Source organism: Streptomyces sp. NPDC047974 (assembly GCF_040653375.1).
Lineage (GTDB): Bacteria > Actinomycetota > Actinomycetes > Streptomycetales > Streptomycetaceae > Streptomyces.
Window position 1 is genome coordinate 173,079 of the sequence record NZ_JBEZNU010000007.1, and the last position, 16,295, is coordinate 189,373.

Annotated in this window: 16 protein-coding genes; 1 reads left to right on the forward strand and 15 read right to left on the reverse strand. The window is 71.9% G+C overall.

Annotated elements, in window-relative coordinates:
• Positions 1-19: 19 nt before the first annotated feature.
• From AB0E19_RS13045 to AB0E19_RS13100, 12 genes are all read right to left on the reverse strand, one after another.
• On the reverse strand, positions 20-1,405 hold the full coding sequence (locus AB0E19_RS13045) for a cytochrome P450 (RefSeq protein WP_362177752.1): 1,386 nt from the start codon (positions 1,403-1,405) through the stop codon (positions 20-22).
• Between the two features lie 169 nt (positions 1,406-1,574).
• Complete coding sequence (locus tag AB0E19_RS13050; RefSeq protein ID WP_362177755.1) at positions 1,575-4,403, reverse strand: DEAD/DEAH box helicase; 2,829 nt, start codon at positions 4,401-4,403, stop codon at positions 1,575-1,577.
• A 130-nt stretch (positions 4,404-4,533) separates the two neighbouring features.
• Positions 4,534-5,442, reverse strand: coding sequence for a twin-arginine translocase subunit TatC (gene tatC / locus AB0E19_RS13055; RefSeq protein ID WP_362178078.1), 909 nt, complete (start codon positions 5,440-5,442; stop codon positions 4,534-4,536).
• Between the two features lie 128 nt (positions 5,443-5,570).
• Positions 5,571-5,855 carry a Sec-independent protein translocase subunit TatA gene (gene tatA, locus AB0E19_RS13060; RefSeq protein WP_360603789.1) on the reverse strand — a complete coding sequence of 95 codons (285 nt, stop codon included), beginning with the start codon at positions 5,853-5,855 and terminating at the stop codon, positions 5,571-5,573.
• Positions 5,856-6,042: 187 nt separating this feature from the next.
• Positions 6,043-6,240, reverse strand: coding sequence for a hypothetical protein (locus AB0E19_RS13065; protein ID WP_360603787.1), 198 nt, complete (start codon positions 6,238-6,240; stop codon positions 6,043-6,045).
• Positions 6,241-6,275: 35 nt separating this feature from the next.
• The gene (locus AB0E19_RS13070) at positions 6,276-6,530 is read right to left on the reverse strand and encodes a hypothetical protein (RefSeq protein WP_189949632.1); all 255 of its coding nucleotides are present in this window, start codon (positions 6,528-6,530) and stop codon (positions 6,276-6,278) included.
• A 90-nt stretch (positions 6,531-6,620) separates the two neighbouring features.
• On the reverse strand, positions 6,621-7,586 hold the full coding sequence (locus AB0E19_RS13075) for a WYL domain-containing protein (RefSeq protein WP_360603784.1): 966 nt from the start codon (positions 7,584-7,586) through the stop codon (positions 6,621-6,623).
• A 16-nt stretch (positions 7,587-7,602) separates the two neighbouring features.
• The gene (locus tag AB0E19_RS13080; RefSeq protein WP_362177761.1) at positions 7,603-8,559 is read right to left on the reverse strand and encodes a WYL domain-containing protein; all 957 of its coding nucleotides are present in this window, start codon (positions 8,557-8,559) and stop codon (positions 7,603-7,605) included.
• A 128-nt stretch (positions 8,560-8,687) separates the two neighbouring features.
• Positions 8,688-9,068 carry an FKBP-type peptidyl-prolyl cis-trans isomerase gene (locus tag AB0E19_RS13085; RefSeq protein ID WP_362177764.1) on the reverse strand — a complete coding sequence of 127 codons (381 nt, stop codon included), beginning with the start codon at positions 9,066-9,068 and terminating at the stop codon, positions 8,688-8,690.
• 96 nt (positions 9,069-9,164) lie between these two features.
• A complete protein-coding gene (locus AB0E19_RS13090; protein ID WP_362177766.1) occupies positions 9,165-10,100 on the reverse strand; it encodes an FKBP-type peptidyl-prolyl cis-trans isomerase in 936 nt (311 codons plus the stop codon).
• A 118-nt stretch (positions 10,101-10,218) separates the two neighbouring features.
• Complete coding sequence (pafA, locus tag AB0E19_RS13095; RefSeq protein ID WP_189976576.1) at positions 10,219-11,580, reverse strand: Pup--protein ligase; 1,362 nt, start codon at positions 11,578-11,580, stop codon at positions 10,219-10,221.
• A 69-nt stretch (positions 11,581-11,649) separates the two neighbouring features.
• Positions 11,650-12,921: an MFS transporter gene (locus AB0E19_RS13100; RefSeq protein WP_362177769.1), complete on the reverse strand. Its 1,272-nt coding sequence runs from the start codon at positions 12,919-12,921 to the stop codon at positions 11,650-11,652.
• A 133-nt stretch (positions 12,922-13,054) separates the two neighbouring features.
• Between AB0E19_RS13100 and AB0E19_RS13105 the strand changes: the two genes are divergently transcribed.
• Positions 13,055-14,074 carry a LacI family DNA-binding transcriptional regulator gene (locus tag AB0E19_RS13105; protein ID WP_362177772.1) on the forward strand — a complete coding sequence of 340 codons (1,020 nt, stop codon included), beginning with the start codon at positions 13,055-13,057 and terminating at the stop codon, positions 14,072-14,074.
• Between the two features lie 76 nt (positions 14,075-14,150).
• Here AB0E19_RS13105 and prcA read toward each other — a convergent pair whose 3' ends face one another.
• The 3 genes from prcA to AB0E19_RS13120 form a co-directional block, all read right to left on the reverse strand.
• Positions 14,151-14,903: a proteasome subunit alpha gene (prcA, locus tag AB0E19_RS13110; RefSeq protein WP_189949647.1), complete on the reverse strand. Its 753-nt coding sequence runs from the start codon at positions 14,901-14,903 to the stop codon at positions 14,151-14,153.
• Between the two features lie 46 nt (positions 14,904-14,949).
• Positions 14,950-15,789 carry a proteasome subunit beta gene (prcB, locus tag AB0E19_RS13115; protein ID WP_362177776.1) on the reverse strand — a complete coding sequence of 280 codons (840 nt, stop codon included), beginning with the start codon at positions 15,787-15,789 and terminating at the stop codon, positions 14,950-14,952.
• A 161-nt stretch (positions 15,790-15,950) separates the two neighbouring features.
• Positions 15,951-16,163: a ubiquitin-like protein Pup gene (locus AB0E19_RS13120; RefSeq protein ID WP_362177780.1), complete on the reverse strand. Its 213-nt coding sequence runs from the start codon at positions 16,161-16,163 to the stop codon at positions 15,951-15,953.
• Positions 16,164-16,295: the final 132 nt, after the last annotated feature.

Consider the following 16,295-nt stretch of genomic DNA (forward strand, 5'->3'; position numbering starts at 1 on the left):
GTGGGACAAGGCCGGCCCCTCACCCCGCCGCGCTCCCCCGGGCCCGGACGCCGGCCAGGACCTCGCGGTGCGGCTGGAGGGTGAGGCTCGGGACCGGGCGTATCTCTTCGGGGTCCACGTCCAGGTCGTAGCGGCGGGCGAGGACGGCGAGGACGAGGACCGCTTCCACGAGGGCGAAGCGGGTGCCGAGGCAGACGCGGGGGCCTCCGCCGAAGGGGTACCAGGCGTACTCGGGGATCTTCTCGTCCGGTGCGGCCGCGTCGTCGGCGAGCCAGCGCTCGGGGCGGAACGTGCCCGCGTCGCCGTACCAGCGGGGGTCGCGGTGGGTGGCCCACTGGCTGGACCAGACGCGGGTGCCGGGCGGGACGGGGGTGCCGCCGAGGGTGGCGCCCTCCTTGGCGATGCCGGTGAGGAGCCAGATCGTCGGGTAGAGGCGGAGGGTCTCCTTGATGACGGCCTGGGTGTAGGTGAGGGAGGCGTAGTCGTCGTAGCCGGGCTCGTGGTCGGCGAGGACCCGGTCGAGCTCCTCGGTGAGCGTCCGCCGGACCTTCTCGTCGCGGGAGAGGAGGTACCAGGCCCAGACGAGGGTGGAGCTGGTGGTCTCGTGGCCGCCGATGTAGAGGGTGACCGTCTCGTCGCGGATCTCGCGGTCGGAGAGCTGGGCCCCGGTCTCGTCCCGGGCGGTCAGGAGCCGGCTGAGGAGGTCGGGGCGGTCCTCGCCGCCGTCCCGGTGGCGGGCGACCAGGCGGGCGACCTCGGCGTCGATGACGGCGGTGGCGCGCTTGACGCGGGCCCGGCCGGGGGTCGGGATCCAGTCGGGCAGGAGGGCGCCGATCCCGCTGAGCTCCGCGCCGATCTCCTGCTGGGCGATGTCCATCGCCCGACCGATCGCCTCCGCGTCGGAGGCGGTGTCCGCCCCGAAGATGGTGCGGACGGCGATGAGTCGGGTGAGCTCCGCCATCTCCTTCTTGATGTCGATCCGCTGCCCGTCCGACCAGCGGTCGGCGAGGGCGACGGCGCACTCCGTCATGGTCGACGCGTAGGAGCGGACCTGCTTGGGCCGGACCGACGGCTGGACCAGCGAACGCTTGCGCCGCCAGTCGCGGCCCTTGGCGACCACCACGCCGTTCCCGAGCAGGGTGCGGATGGCGATGCCCAGGTCCGGCTGGTCGAAGGTGGACTCGATTCCGGTGAGGAGTTCGCCGATGTTGTCGGGGTGGGCGATGAAGAGCGCGGGGCTGGGGCCGAACCGCCAGCGGACGACGTCGCCCCGCTCCCGCAGCCGTTCGAAGAAGGCGAGCGGGTCCTTGCCGAAGGCCGGCAGATTGCCGAGCAGCGGCACTCCGCGCGGCCCCTCGGCGATGGTGATGGCGCTCCCTGCCTCCGCGCCGGCGTGCGTGGTCACGTACGTCCCCTCCCCAACTCGCTGTGCCCGTGTGCGAGTCCATGCAAGCGGAAGGCTCCGCCACCGCGCCACCCCTGTGGACGACGACCTGTGGACAACCGCGCCCGAACAGCGGAAGGGCCCGTGATGTGCTCCATCACGGGCCCTTCCGGCGGGATGTGAAAGGACGTCAGCCGACCGAGCTGTACGCCACCACACCGCGCAGCAGCGCGTCCACGGCCTTGCGCGCGTTCTTCGCGACCGTGCTGTTCTCCTTGGGGGCCGCCGCGGCGATCTGTCCGAGGACGTCGATCACCTGCTTGCACCAGCGGACGAAGTCGCCCGCCGGCATCTCCGCCTCGCGCAGCACCTCGTCGAGGCTCTTGTCGGAGGCCCACTGGTAGGCGGCCCAGGCGAAGCCGAGGTCGGGCTCGCGCTGGCCGACGCCCTCCGCCTGATTGATCTTGAACTCCTCCTCCAGCGCGTCGAGCCGGCCCCAGATGTGGACCATCTCGGCGAGCGCCGCCTTGGCCTGGCCGCCGGGCACCTTCGGCGCCACGGCGTCGTCGGCCTGCCGCGCCTCGTAGACGAGGGCGGAGACGCAGGCGGCGAGTTCGGCCGGGGCGAGGCCCTCCCAGACGCCTTCGCGGAGGCATTCGCTGGCGAGCAGGTCGAGTTCGCCGTAGAGGCGGGCGAGCCGCCTGCCGTTGTCGGTGACCTCGTCGGCGCGCAGGTAGTCGAGCTCGGTGAGGAGCGCGACGATCCGGTCGAAGGTGCGGGCGATGGTGTTCGTCCGGCCCTCGATGCGCCGCTCCAGCTGCTTGGTGTCGCGCTGCAGGCGGTGGTAGCGCTCGGCCCAGCGGGCGTGGTCCTCGCGCTCGTCGCAGCCGTGGCAGGGGTGGGCCCGGATCGCCGTGCGCAGCCGGGCGATCTCGCGGTCGTCGGCGGCGCCGGAGCGCTGCTTGCGGTGCCGCTCGGGGTTGATGTGCCCGGCCTTGGAGCGGAGCGCGGAGGCGAGGTCGCGGCGGGACTGCGGCGAGCGCGGGTTGAAGGTCTTGGGGATGCGCATGCGCTCCAGGGCCTCCACCGGGACGGGGAAGTCGATGGAGGCGAGGCGCTTGACCTGCCGCTCCGCTGTGAGGACGAGGGGCCGCGGCCCGTCGTGCTGCTCGAAGCCCCGGTGGCCGTTGGTGCGGCCGGCCGGGATGCCGGGGTCGAGGACGAGCGCGAGGCCGGCGAACTTGCCGGTGGGCACGTGGATGACGTCGCCGGGCTTCAGCTTCTCCAGGGAGGCGGCGGCCTGGGCGCGCCGCTGGGCGGCCCCCTGCTTGGCCAGGTCCGTCTCGCGGTCCTTGAGGTCGCGGCGGAGCCGCGCGTACTCCTCGAAGTCGCCGAGGTGGCAGGTCATGCCCTCGCGGTAGCCCTCCAGTCCCTCCTCGTTCCGCTGGACCTGGCGGGAGATGCCGACGACGGAGCGGTCGGCCTGGAACTGGGCGAAGGAGGTCTCCAGGAGCTCCCTGGAGCGGTGCCGGCCGAACTGCTCGACCAGGTTGACCGCCATGTTGTACGAGGGGCGGAAGCTGGAGCGCAGCGGGTAGGTGCGGGTGCCCGCGAGCCCGGCGAGGTGGTCGGGGTCGAGTCCGCGCTGCCAGAGGACGACGGCGTGGCCCTCGACGTCGATGCCGCGGCGGCCGGCCCGGCCGGTGAGCTGGGTGTACTCGCCGGGGGTGATGTCGGCGTGCTGCTCGCCGTTCCACTTGACCAGCTTCTCCAGGACGACCGACCGCGCGGGCATGTTGATGCCGAGGGCGAGCGTCTCGGTGGCGAAGACGGCCTTGACGAGGCCGCGGACGAAGAGCTCCTCGACGACCTCCTTGAAGGTGGGGAGCATGCCGGCGTGGTGGGCGGCGATGCCGCGCTCCAGCGCCTCCAGCCATTCGAAGTAGCCGAGGACGTGGAGGTCCTCGTCGGGGATGGCGGCGGTGCGGGCCTCGACGATCTCGCGGACGCGGCGGCGGCCCTCGTCGTCGTTGAGCCTGAGGCCGGCGTAGAGGCACTGCTGGACGGCGGCCTCGCAGCCGGCGCGGCTGAAGATGAAGGTGATGGCCGGAAGCAGGCCCTCGTTGTCGAGCCGCTCGATGACCTCGGGACGGCCAGGGGTCCAGATGCGGGAGCGCTGGCGGCGCTCGCGCTCGCGGTCGGCCTCGCGGACCATCTTGCCGCGGCGGCGGTCGCGGGGGTTGTACGTGCGCGTGTTCTCGGTGCGGGCGAGGCGGAGGAGGTCGGGGTTGACCTCGCGGCGGGCGGCGCCGCGGCCCCCGTGGTCGGTCTCCTCCTCGAAGAGGTCGTACATCCGGCGGCCGGCGAGGACGTGCTGCCAGAGGGGGACGGGGCGCTCTTCGGAGACGATGACGTCGGTGTCGCCGCGGACGGTGTCGAGCCAGTCGCCGAACTCCTCGGCGTTGGAGACGGTGGCGGAGAGGGAGACGAGGGTGACCGACTCGGGGAGGTGGATGATCACTTCCTCCCAGACGGCGCCGCGGAAGCGGTCGGAGAGGTAGTGGACCTCGTCCATGACGACGTAGCCGAGGCCGGAGAGCGCCTGGGACCCCGCGTAGAGCATGTTGCGGAGGACCTCGGTGGTCATGACGACGATCGGCGCGTCGCCGTTCACGCTGTTGTCGCCGGTGAGCAGGCCGACCTTGTCGGGGCCGTACCGCTTGACGAGGTCGGCGTACTTCTGGTTCGACAGCGCCTTGATGGGGGTCGTGTAGAAGCACTTGCGGCCCTGCGTGAGGGCGAGGTGGACGGCGAACTCGCCGACGATGGTCTTGCCGGAGCCCGTGGGGGCGGCGACGAGCACGCCCTTGCCCGCTTCGAGAGCCTTGCACGCCTCGATCTGGAACGGGTCCAGCCCGAATTCGTACATCTCTCGGAAGGGGGCCAGCGCGGTGGCCTGCTCTGCGTTGCGCGCCCGTGCGGCCGCGTACGCCTCGGCTGGGGTGAGGTCCTCTGTCATCTTGTCTTCGAGCCTACCCGCCCCCTCCGACAGTGACGCGATCTTTATCGAGGGGCTTCACAGCTTCCCGGAAACGACGGGGTCCCCCCGGTTCTCGACCGGGGGGACCCTGCTGCGACCGGGACCGGAATCAGGTGATGTCGTCGTAGCCGGCGCTGTGGGCGCGGGCGCCGTCGGTGTCGCCGCCGGCCTGCTCGGGCAGGGCGCGGGCGGCGGGGACGGGGTCCAGGGCGCCGACGGGCTCGGGGGTGTGGTCGAGTACGGACGCCTCGTCGTCGGAGAGCTGCGCGTCGGGGTTGTTGCGGGCCCGGCGCTTGTCGTTGAGGAGCGAGAAGCCGACGGCGATGAAGTACAGGACGATGATCGGCCCGGCGAGGGCGATCATGCCGAGCGGGTCGGTGGACGGGGTGGCGACGGCTCCGAAGACGAAGGTGCCCATCACCATGGCGCGCCACCAGCCGGCCATGCGCTTGCCGGTGACCACGCCCGTGAGGTTCAGCATGATCAGCAGCAGCGGCAGCTCGAAGGCGACGCCGAAGACGAGCACCATCCTGGTGGTGAAGTCCAGGAGGTCGTCGAGGGAGAGGAAGTTCGAGGCGACCTCGGGCGTGATGCTGATGAGGACGCGCACGCTGACGGGCATGATCAGGAACGCCGTGTAGGCGCCGGCTCCGAAGAGCGGGACGGCGATGGCGGCGAACCAGTACGTGTACTTCTTCTCGCTCTTGTGCAGGCCGGGCGCGACGAAGGCCCAGAGCTGGTAGAGCCAGACCGGGCTGGAGGCGACGAGGCCCGCCAGCATGACCACCTTCACCGTGGAGGTGAAGGGGGAGAGCATGGTCTGGTAGGCGAGCACGACGCACCGTCCGCCGGTGTTCGCGGACAGGGAGGAGTCCGGAGCACACTTCGGTACGGGGGACGACAGAAGGTCCATCAGCTGCTGGCTGAAGAACGCGGCCACCACGGAGGCGAGCACGATCGCCAGCATCGCCTTGGCCAGGCGGTTGCGCAGCTCACGGAGGTGGTCCGCGAGCGGCATCCGCCCCTCGGGGTCCTTCTCCTTCTTCATGCGGGCAGACTTGGGCAACCCACGTCCTCATCTCGTGCGGGCAGGCCGCTGGGCGGCGAACTTGCGGGCGAACGGTTCAGCGGCCGGCGTGGGCCGGGTCAGCGCTGGGTGGTGTCCGACGCCTCGGTCACGGGACGGGCGCCGGTGACGTCGCCGGGGGCGGCCTTGATGGTGCGCTGGGCGGCGGGCGCGGCCTGCTCGGCCGGGGCCTCGGCGGGAGCGGCCTCCTGGCCCTCCGACTTCATGGCCTTGGCCTCGCTCTTGAGGATGCGGGCGGACTTGCCGAGGGAGCGGGCCATCTCCGGAAGCTTCTTGGCACCGAAGAGGAGCACGACGACCAGCAGGATGAGGCTGATCTCCAGGGGACCGATCTGACGGAACATGACTGTGGTCTCTCTTCTCACCGAGGCGGCATGGGTGCGTGCCCGGCCGGTCGGACATGCGTCCGGCCTCCGCGCTGTCTGCGATCGTAACCCGCAGGAGTAAACGTCGGGCAATGCCCGTGCGTACTCGCGATTGCGTCCGAGGGGCCCTGATCAGGCCCTATCGGCGCGGTGCGGATCCTCTGACTCAGGGCAGGGAACGGCTTGTTCGCGCCAGCCCGGTGGCGGCGGTCTCCAGCTCGTCCGCGGCGCGCTGGATGCGCCGTGTGGTGTCTTCCACTTGGCGACCGAGACGCCGCACCTCCAGGAAGACCCTGACGGCGAGGACGCCGAGGACGGCGAGGCCGAGGAAGCCGAGGGCGATCGCGAGCATGGGCCAGAACATGGGCGGAGCCTAGCGTTTACGGGGTGGGGCGCCGGTCAGGCGGTGGTGTGGAGGCGGAGGGTGCGGACGCCGCCGCCGGTGAGGAGTTCGACGATGCGCTCGCCGGCGGGCTTGCGGACGGAGCTTCCGCATTCGGGGCAGGTGAAGGAGTAGAAGGTGGTGCGGCGGCTGGCTCCGATGGCCAGCCGCAGGGCGCCCGCGGCCAGTTCGAAGCGGCAGCGGCAGTCGGGGCAGGCGGCCTTGAAGAGGACCGGGGCGATCGACGCCGACAGGCCGGACATCACGGACATTTCCCTCAACTCTCTACCTGGAAGACTCGCTGGGACTCGCTGCCACTCGGGTAAGTCGCTCCCCCTCGGAACGACGGCACGAGAGACAGGTCACACGCCCTCGTACGCGGCGAGCGCCGCCGTCGCCGCCTCCCGGGCACTCTCCGCGAGCCCGGCCGGCGCGACGATCCGCCCGTCGCTGCCGAGCCGCAGCGCGAGCCGCTTCAGCGAGGCCGGGTCCGGGGTCCGCAGGGTGATCCGCAGGCCGCCGTCCGGCAGCTCGTCGGCCCGGTCGTGCGGGTAGTACTCGGCGACCCAGCGCCCGCCCGGGCCGACCTCGACCACGACCTCCGGGTCGTCGGCGGAGGGCTGGACCAGCCCCTCGGAGAGGTCTCGCAGCTCCAGCTCCGGGGGCGCGGCGGCCTCCTCCAGGATCCGGATCTCGGCGACCCGGTCGAGGCGGAAGGTGCGGCGGTCCTCCGAGAGGCGGCACCACGCCTCCATGTAGGTGTGGCCGACCGCGAAGAGGCGGATGGGGTCGACCTCGCGCTCGGTGAGCTCGTCGCGGGCCGGCGAGTAGTAGCGGAGCCAGAGCCGCTTGCGCTCGGAGATGGCCCGGTCGACCTCGGCGAAGACGCCGCCCTCGGACTCGAAGGTGACCGAGAGCCGGGCGCTGGCGCCGGCGGCCTCGCCGGCGGCGGCCTCCAGCTTGGCGGTGGCGCGCACCAGCGCGTCCCGGTCCCCCTCGCGCAGCCCCGGCAGGGTGGCGACGGCGCGGGCGGCGACGAGCAGCGCGGTGGCCTCGTCGGCGGCGAGCCGCAGCGGCTCGGAGGCCTCCGCGCTCAGCGCGCCGGGGTTGCGCCACCAGATCCGGTCGCCGTCGGTGTCGATGTCGAGGAGGTCGCCGCCCCGGAAGCTGGTGCCGCACATGGGCAGCACGTCCAGGTCGGAGATGAGCTCGTCCTCGGTGATGCCGAAGGCGCGGGCCACGTCGGCGACGTGGGCGCCGGGGCGCTCGCGGAGGTAGGTGACGAGGGAGAGCATCCGCCTCGTCTGGTCGATCGCGTTGGCAGCCATGCGGTTCGTCTCCCCCTCAGCCCTTGGCGACGGCGCGCAGCCGCTCCACCACGTCGGCCTTCAGGTCGGCCGGTTCCAGTACGACGACGTCGGGGCCGAACTCGACGAGCCAGGCGTCGAGGCCGTGCCCGTACGGGATCTCCAGCTCGTCCCAGCCGTCGGTGCCCTCGCTCGTCTCGGTGGCGCGGGCCCGCAGCGGATAGCCGCAGCCGCTCCGCAGCCGGATCCGGGCGGAGCGGGTGGCGGTCTCCCCCGCCCAGCTCTCGACGGTCTCGCGGACGGTGACGGCGTCGGGCACGGGCGCGGTGAAGGCGCCGGCCCGGGAGCGGACCTTGCCGGTGATCCGGGAGAGGCGGAAGACGCGCTCGGCGCCGCGGTCGCGGTCCCAGCCGGCGAGGTACCAGTGGCCGCGCCAGCACTCCAGCGTCCAGGGCTCGACCTGGCGGGGCTCGGGGCGGGCGGCGTTGGCCTTGCGGTACTCGAAGGAGACCGGGCGCCGGTCGCGGCAGGCCAGCATCAGCGGCTCGAAGGCCGCCTCGTGGACCGGGATGCGGGGTTCGAGGGCGCTCGGCTGGATCTCGTAGGCGTCCTCGGCCTCGGGCATGCCGGCGGCGCGCAGCTTCTGCAGGGCGCCGCTGGCGGCTCCGGCGAGGCGGGCCTGCTGCCAGACCCGGGCGGCCAGGCCGAGCGCGGCGGCCTCCTCGACGTCCAGGGTGATGGGCGGGAGGCGGTTGGAGTCGCGGCGGGCGAGGTAGCCGATCTCACCGTCGAGGTTCTCGACCGTCTCGATCACCAGTCCGAGCTCGCGCAGGTCGTCCTTGTCGCGCTCGAACATGCGGTTGAAGGCCTCGTCGCCGCTGGCCTCCAGATAGGCCTCGATGGAGCCGCGCAGCTCCCGCTTGCTGAGGGCGCGTCGCGTCCCGAGCAGGCACAGCGCGAGATTCATCAGCCGCTCGGCCTTGGCAATCGCCATGGACGCCTTGCACCCTCTTCCCCGGTTCCGTTCTCGGACGTCCGACCGTACCGCCCCGGGGTGTCCGGGCAAAAGCCGAGGGCCCCCGCCGCGGAGGCGGGGGCCCTCGGTACGGGGCGTGGGGCCGGTCAGGCCTTCTTCACGCCCACCAGGTCGCAGACGAAGATCAGCGTCTCGCCGGGCGCGATCTTGGCGCCGGCGCCGCGGTCGCCGTAGGCGAGGTGGGCGGGGATGACCAGCTGGCGGCGGCCGCCGACCTTCATGCCCTGGACGCCCCGGTCCCAGCCCGCGATGACCATGCCGACACCGAGCGGGAACTCCAGCGCCTCGCCGCGGTTCCAGGAGGCGTCGAACTCCTCACCGGTGCTGAAGGAGACACCGACGTAGTGGACCTTGACCGTGTCCCCGGCCGCGGCCTCCGCGCCGTCGCCCTCCCAGATGTCCTTGATCTCCAGGTCGGCCGGCGGCTCGCCGCCCGGGAAGTCGACCTCGGGCTTCTCGATGCTCACTGCAGTGTGCTCCTCATACGGGTGAAACCGCGCGGACGATGGCCCGCGCGACCCCGACAACCTACCGCTTGGCGGGCCGGGACGCGCGGGAACCCGTCACTGCTTGGTCAGGATGTCCACCGTGAAGACCAGCGTGGAGTTGGCCGGGATCGGACCCTGGGCCTGGTCGCCGTAGCCGTCGGCCGGCGGGACGACGAGCATCACGCGGCTGCCGACCTTCTTGCCCTCCAGGCCCTTGCTCCAGCCCTTGATGACGTTGGCGAGCGGGAAGGTCGCCGGGGCGCCCCGGTCGTAGGAGCTGTCGAACTTCTTGCCGTCCTTCCAGAGCACGCCCTGGTACTGGACGGTCAGGGTGTCGGTGGCCTTGACCGGCTCGCCCTTGCCCTCGATCACGTAGTTGGAGACGAGCTTCGTCGGCGCGTCCGTCTTCGGGACGGTCAGCGAGGGGGCCTTGCCGTCGGTGTTGGTGCCGACCTTGGGCAGGTCCTTGTTCTCCTGGGCGACGACGGTGCCCTCGGCGGACTTCGGGATCGTGGTCGCCTTCAGGATGTCGACGACGAAGACCAGCGTGGCACCGCCCTTGATGCTGGGCGGCGAGCCCTGCTCGCCGTAGCCGAGCTCCGGCGGGATGCCGATCTCGACGCGGCTGCCGACCTTCTGGCCCTTCAGGCCCTGGTCCCAGCCCTTGATGACCTGGCCGGCACCGAGGGTGAGGGTGAACGGCTCGCCGCGGTCGAAGCTGTTGTCGAAGGGGGTCGTCGAGTCCCAGGTCTGGCCGAGGTAGTTGACCTGGAGGGCGTCGCCGTCCTTGGTCGCCGGGCCGTCGCCCTCGCTGATGACGTTGACCTTGAGCTCCTTCGGCGGGTCGCCCTCGCCCTTGGAGAGGGTCGGCTTCTCGCCGAACTTCTCGCCCGCGGTGATGGCGGGGAGCCCGTTGGTCATCGAGGCGTTATCGGAGCCCTTGGTGTCGCTGCCGCAGGCCGCTGTGAGCAGCAGCAGCGGGACGACGAGAAGGCCGGCAATTCGGCGCACGTGTTCCTCAGATCTCAGACGGCACAGTAGTTGTCCGGACACTCTAGGGGACCCGCCCGAGACGTCCAGGGCCCCGCGCGTCCTGCGCGCGGGGCCCTGAACCGATCTTGTGATCGTCCTACATACCGGCGATCAGCTTCTCCACCCGGTCGTCGACCGAGCGGAACGGGTCCTTGCAGAGGACCGTCCGCTGCGCCTGGTCGTTGAGCTTGAGGTGGACCCAGTCGACGGTGAAGTCCCGGCGCTGCTCCTGGGCGCGGCGGATGAAGTCGCCGCGGAGCCGGGCCCGGGTGGTCTGCGGGGGCACGGACTTGCCCTCGAAGATCTTCACGTCGTTGCAGATCCGCGCCGCCTGCCCGTTCTTCTGGAGCAGGTAGTACAGCCCGCGGCGGCGGTGGATGTCGTGGTACGCGAGGTCTATCTGGGCGACCCGCGGGTTCGACATGGTCATGTTGTGCTTGGCGCGGTACCGCTCGATGAGCTTGTACTTCATCACCCAGTCGATCTCGGTCTGGATGCGGTCCAGCTCCTCCTGCTCGATCGCGTCGAGCGTGCGGCCCCACAGTTCGAGGACCTGGGCGACCGTGCCGGACCGGATGCCGCGCCGGTCGACGAAGTCGGAGGCCTTCTCGTAGTACTCGCGCTGCACCTCCAGGGCGGAGGCCTCGCGGCCGCTGGCCAGGCGCACCTTGCGCTGGCCGGTGATGTCGTGGCTGACCTCGCGGATGGCCCGGATCGGGTTCTCCAGGGTCAGGTCGCGCATCACGGTGCCCGCCTCGATCATGCGCAGCACGAGGTCGGTGGCGCCGACCTTGAGCAGCATGGTCGTCTCGGACATGTTGGAGTCGCCGACGATGACGTGGAGCCGGCGGTAGCGCTCGGCGTCGGCGTGCGGCTCGTCCCGGGTGTTGATGATGGGCCGGGAGCGGGTGGTGGCGGAGCTGACGCCCTCCCAGATGTGCTCGGCGCGCTGGGAGACGCAGTACACGGCCCCGCGCGGCGTCTGGAGCACCTTGCCCGCCCCGCAGATCAGCTGACGCGTCACCAGGAACGGGATGAGGATGTCGGCGAGACGGGAGAACTCCCCGTGGCGGGCGACGAGATAGTTCTCGTGGCAGCCGTAGGAGTTTCCGGCGGAGTCGGTGTTGTTCTTGAAGAGGTAGACGTCGCCCGCGATTCCCTCCTCGTGCAGGCGGCGTTCGGCGTCCACGAGAAGACCTTCGAGAATGCGCTCGCCGGCCTTGTCGTGGGTGACGAGTTCGATCACGTCGTCGCATTCCGGTGTGGCGTATTCCGGATGCGAACCCACGTCCAGGTACAGGCGGGCGCCGTTCCGCAGGAAGACATTGCTGCTGCGGCCCCATGACACGACTCGGCGGAAGAGGTACCGCGCCACTTCGTCAGGAGACAGTCGGCGCTGTCCCCTGAACGTGCACGTGACGCCGTACTCGTTCTCCAGCCCGAAAATGCGGCGGTCCATGTCTGAACATTACGCCTGACGGCCTGTGCTGAAACCGGGTTGGACGTTTCCGTCTCGATCGTTTTCCGGTCAGAGGGCGTTCTTTTCGGTGTGCACCGCGGTGGCGGCGCCCCCGCTCACGGCGTGTCGGGAGCCGCGTCCGGGCGCGTCGGGGTCGTTCAGGACCCGCCCGGTGGCGAGCAGGACGAGCAGCGCGGCCAGGCCGCCGGCGCCGGCCACGGCGAACCCGGCCACGGTCCCGGCGATTTCGACGGCGGGTCCGGCGGCCGCCGAGCCCAGTGCGGCGCCGACGCCGAAGGTGGTGACCAGCCAGGAGAAGGCCTCGGTGACGGTGCCCGCCGGAGCGTGCCGGTCCACCACGATGAACGCGCAGGCCAGTACGGGGGCGAGGAAGAAGCCCGAGAGGGCCGCGAGGCCGCTCATGGCGACCGGGCCGGGGGTCAGCGTCAGCGGCAGGTAGCAGAGCGCGAGCAGCGCGACCAGGACGCGCAGCCGGCTCTCGGGCGCCCCGGCCCACCGCCGGGCGCCGTACAGGACGCCGCCGAGGAGGGCGCCGAGGCCGAGGGCGGCCATCAGCCAGCCGTAGACGGACGGGGTGCCCCGGTCGTCGGCGTAGGCGACGGCCGCGACCGTGATGGAACCGAGGGCGAGCCCGACGAAGAAGAAGGAGCCGAGCAGGGCGAGCAGCCCCGGGGAGCGCAGGGCGCCGAGCCAGTGGGCCTCGCGGGGCGCGGAGCGCCAGGCGCGGGACGGCTCGGAGAGGACGACGGACAGGGCCCCGAGCACGCCGATGAGGTTGATGACCAGGAGGGCCGCGGCGGGCGACCACACGGCGACGAGGAGGGTCACCAGGAGCGGGCCGACGGTGAACATGACCTCCTGGGCGACCGCGTCGAGGGCGTACGCCCGGTGCACCCGGTCCTCGCGGCCCAGGACGCTCGGCCAGAGGGCGCGCAGGCCGCCCTCCAGGGGCGGGGTGAAGAACCCGGCGAGGACCACGGCCGCGTAGGCGAGCGGGAGGTCGCCGATGCCGGCGAGGGCGAAGAGGGCCATGCCGAGGGCGGAGAGCACGGCGGCGGGCAGCTGGACCCGCGGCTGGCCCTTGAGGTCGACGGCGCGGCCGAGGAGCGGCTGGCCGACGGCGTTGGCGAGGCCGTACGCGGCGACGAGGCCGCCCGCGAGGGTGTAGCCGCCGCCCTGGTCGCGGACGAAGAGCGTCATGGCGATGGGGCCGGTGCCGTTGGGCAGGCGGCCGACCAGGGTGCCGGTGAGCAGGCGGAGCGCGTGCGGCGCCCGCAGGATGTCGCGGTAGCCGCCGTGTGCCGTGGCCTCGGTGGCCATGCGGGTCTCCCCTCCGTCGGCTCCCGCCGAGGTTTTACGTATAACTTCCGCCGTCATACGTACCATGGCGGCGTGACGCGGGTCCACCCCGCAGCCCTCGAAACCGATCGCACACGCCCGCAGCGGAGGCCCCGTGCAGACCCCCGAACCCCTGGGTGCCACCCGCCCCACCAGCAAGGACGTGGCCCGGGTGGCGGGCGTCTCACAGGCCACCGTCTCCCTCGTCCTCGGCGAGAAGTGGCGCGGCCGGGTCTCGGAGCGCACCGCCGGCACCGTCCGGGAGGCCGCCCGCGAGCTCGGCTACCGGCCCAACCTCGCGGCCCGCAACCTCCGCCTCGGCCGCACCCGCACCGCCCTGCTCGTCGTCCCCGCCCTCACCAACGAGTTCTTCGCCCACGTGTACACCGGAGCCGCGGCCGTCGCCGCCGACCACGGCTTCGGCGTCGTGCTCTACCCCTCCCCCGACGGCGTGGGCCCCGCCCGCGACCCCTTCGCCTCCGCCCAGGCCTCCCTGGACGGCGTGCTGGCCTCCTCCATGGCCACCGCCGCCCTGGAGGCCTTCCGCGGCAGCGAGCTGCCGCTCGTCATGCTCGACAGCGACCCGGCCGACCCCGGCGCCGCCGCCCACGTCAACCTCGACGTCGCCGAGGGCATGCGGCTCGTCACCGCCCACCTGCTCGCCCTCGGCCACCGCCGCTTCCTGCACCTCGCCTCCGCCGCCCCCTCCTGGACCTTCGACGTCCGGGCCGCCGCGCTCGGCGAGGCCCTGCGCGGGGCGGAGGTGCGCACCGTACGGTCCCCGCTCACCGTCGCCGCCGCGCGGGAGGCCGCGGGGGCCGCCCTCGCCGCGCCCGGACCGCGCCCCACGGCGGTCGTCTGCGACGACGACATCCTCGCCGCCGGGGTCTGCAAGGCCGCCCGGCGGCTCGGCCTGCGGGTGCCCGAGGACCTCTCGGTCACCGGCTTCGACGACATGGCGCTCGCGACGGCGGTCGAACCGGAGCTCACCACGGTCCGGCTGCCCGCCGAGGAGTTCGGCCGCCGCGGCATGGAGGCGCTGCTCGCCGTCCTGGCGGGCGAACCGGCCCGCTCGGACGTCCTGCCCGCCCGGCTCGTCCCGCGCGCCTCCACGGGCCCCGCACCGGCCCCCTGAGCCCTCCGGGCCCTCCGAGTCCCGGAACGCGGAGGGGCCCGGTCCTGGCGGACCGGGCCCCTCGCTGCGGACGCGTCTACTCCTCGGGCGCCTCGTCCGAGGGCTCGTCCGTCTTCGCCGCCGCCGCGTTGTCCGCCTCCAGGAGGCGCGACAGCTGGCGGCCGACGATCCGCTTGAACTTCCGCTGCTGCGGACGCGTGCGGTCCAGGACCGCCACCTCCAGGCGCTCGGCGGGGATCTCCCGCTCGGTGCCGTTGGTGTCCCGGGAGAGCGCCTGCACCGCGAGCTTCAGGGCCTCCGCGAGCGACATCCCGTCACGGTGGCGCTGGTCCAGGAAGGAGCTGATCTGCTCCGCGTTCCCGCCCACCGCGACCGAGCCGTGCTCGTCCACGATGGAGCCGTCGTGCGGCAGCCGGTAGATCTGGTCCCCGGCCGGCTCGGTGCCGACCTCGGCGACGACCAGCTCCACCTCGTACGGCTTCTCGCCGGCGCTGGAGAAGATCGTGCCCAGCGTCTGCGCGTAGACGTTGGCCAGGCCGCGCGCGGTGACGTCGTCCCGGTCGTAGGTGTAGCCGCGCAGGTCGGCGTAGCGGACACCGCCGATGCGGAGGTTCTCGTACTCGTTGTACTTGCCGGCGGCCGCGAAGCCGATCCGGTCGTAGATCTCGCTGAACTTGTGCAGAGCACGGGACGGGTTCTCGCCGACGAAGACGATGCCGTCGGCGTACTGGAGGACCACGAGGCTGCGGCCGCGCGCGATGCCCTTGCGGGCGTACTCCGCGCGGTCAGCCATGGCCTGCTGGGGGGAGACGTAGAACGGTGTCGACACCGGCGCTCGTCCCTTTCTTCTGGGCTGTGAGGGGGCGACGTACGGATCAGAGCAGGGCGGCGCGCGGTCCGTCCGGCTGCTCCAGACGCCGCTCGGTGACCGAACGGGCCAGCTCGGAGGATTCCGCCTCGGTGAGCCTGCGGAAGCCCTCGTCGGTGATGACGGTGACGATCGGGAAGATCCGGCGGGCCAGGTCCGGGCCACCGGTCGCCGAGTCGTCGTCCGCCGCGTCGTACAGCGCCTGTACGACCAGTGTGGTCGCCTGCTGCTCGGTCAGGTCCTCGCGGTACAGCTTCTTCATCGACCCGCGGGCGAAGATCGAGCCCGAGCCGGTGGCGGCGTAGCCGTGCTCCTCGGAGCGGCCGCCGGTCACGTCGTACGAGAAGATCCGGCCCTTCTCCCGGCCCTCGTCCCAGCCGGCGAAGAGCGGCACGACGGCGAGGCCCTGCATGGCCATGCCGAGGTTGCTGCGGATCATGGTGGAGAGGCGGTTCGCCTTGCCCTCCAGGGAGAGCGTGGCGCCCTCCACCTTCTCGAAGTGCTCCAGCTCCAGCTGGAAGAGCTTCACCATCTCGACGGCGAGACCGGCGGTGCCGGCGATGCCGACCGCGGAGTACTCGTCCGCCGGGAACACCTTCTCGATGTCCCGCTGCGCGATCATGTTGCCCATGGTGGCCCGCCGGTCACCCGCGAGCACGACGCCCCCCGGGAACGTCGCGGCCACGATGGTCGTGCCGTGCGGAGCCTCGACGATCCCCTCCGGCAGCTTCCGGTTGCCCGGCAGCAGCTCCGGCGAGTGGTCGGCGAGGAAGTCGATGAACGAGGACGAGCCCGGCGTCAGGAAGGCCGCCGGCAGACGCCCGATGCTACGAGGGTTGGCTTCCACGCGATTCCTTCCGGGTGGGTGAGAACGGCCCGCCCCTGACACGCGCGAGCCGATCTTGGTTGCTGTGCACGGACCTTACCCGTGCCACGGCCTGTCATCCGTCCCCGGGCCCACGGCTTCTTCCGGGGCTCCGGGGACGGGGAACGACAGGGGGTCGGCGGCTACTCGCCGCCCTTCTGCACGAAGCTCCGGACGAACTCCTCGGCATTCTCCTCGAGCACGTCGTCGATCTCGTCGAGGACCGAGTCCACGTCCTCGCTCAGCTTCTCCTGGCGCTCCTGGAGGTCGGAGCTCGCCTCCGCGGTGGTCTCCTCGACCTCCTCCGTGGAACGCGTGGCCTTCTGCTGTCCGCCGCCGGTGTCCTTGGCCGCCATATCCTCACCCCGCTCGAATCGGATCGCTCGGACTTGTGCTGCTGGGGTCCTGCAAGATCAGACCCTACAAGCCGGGACCGACATCGGCCCCCGCATTTCCGCAACGCCCGTGCACTGCTTTCATGATTCCCA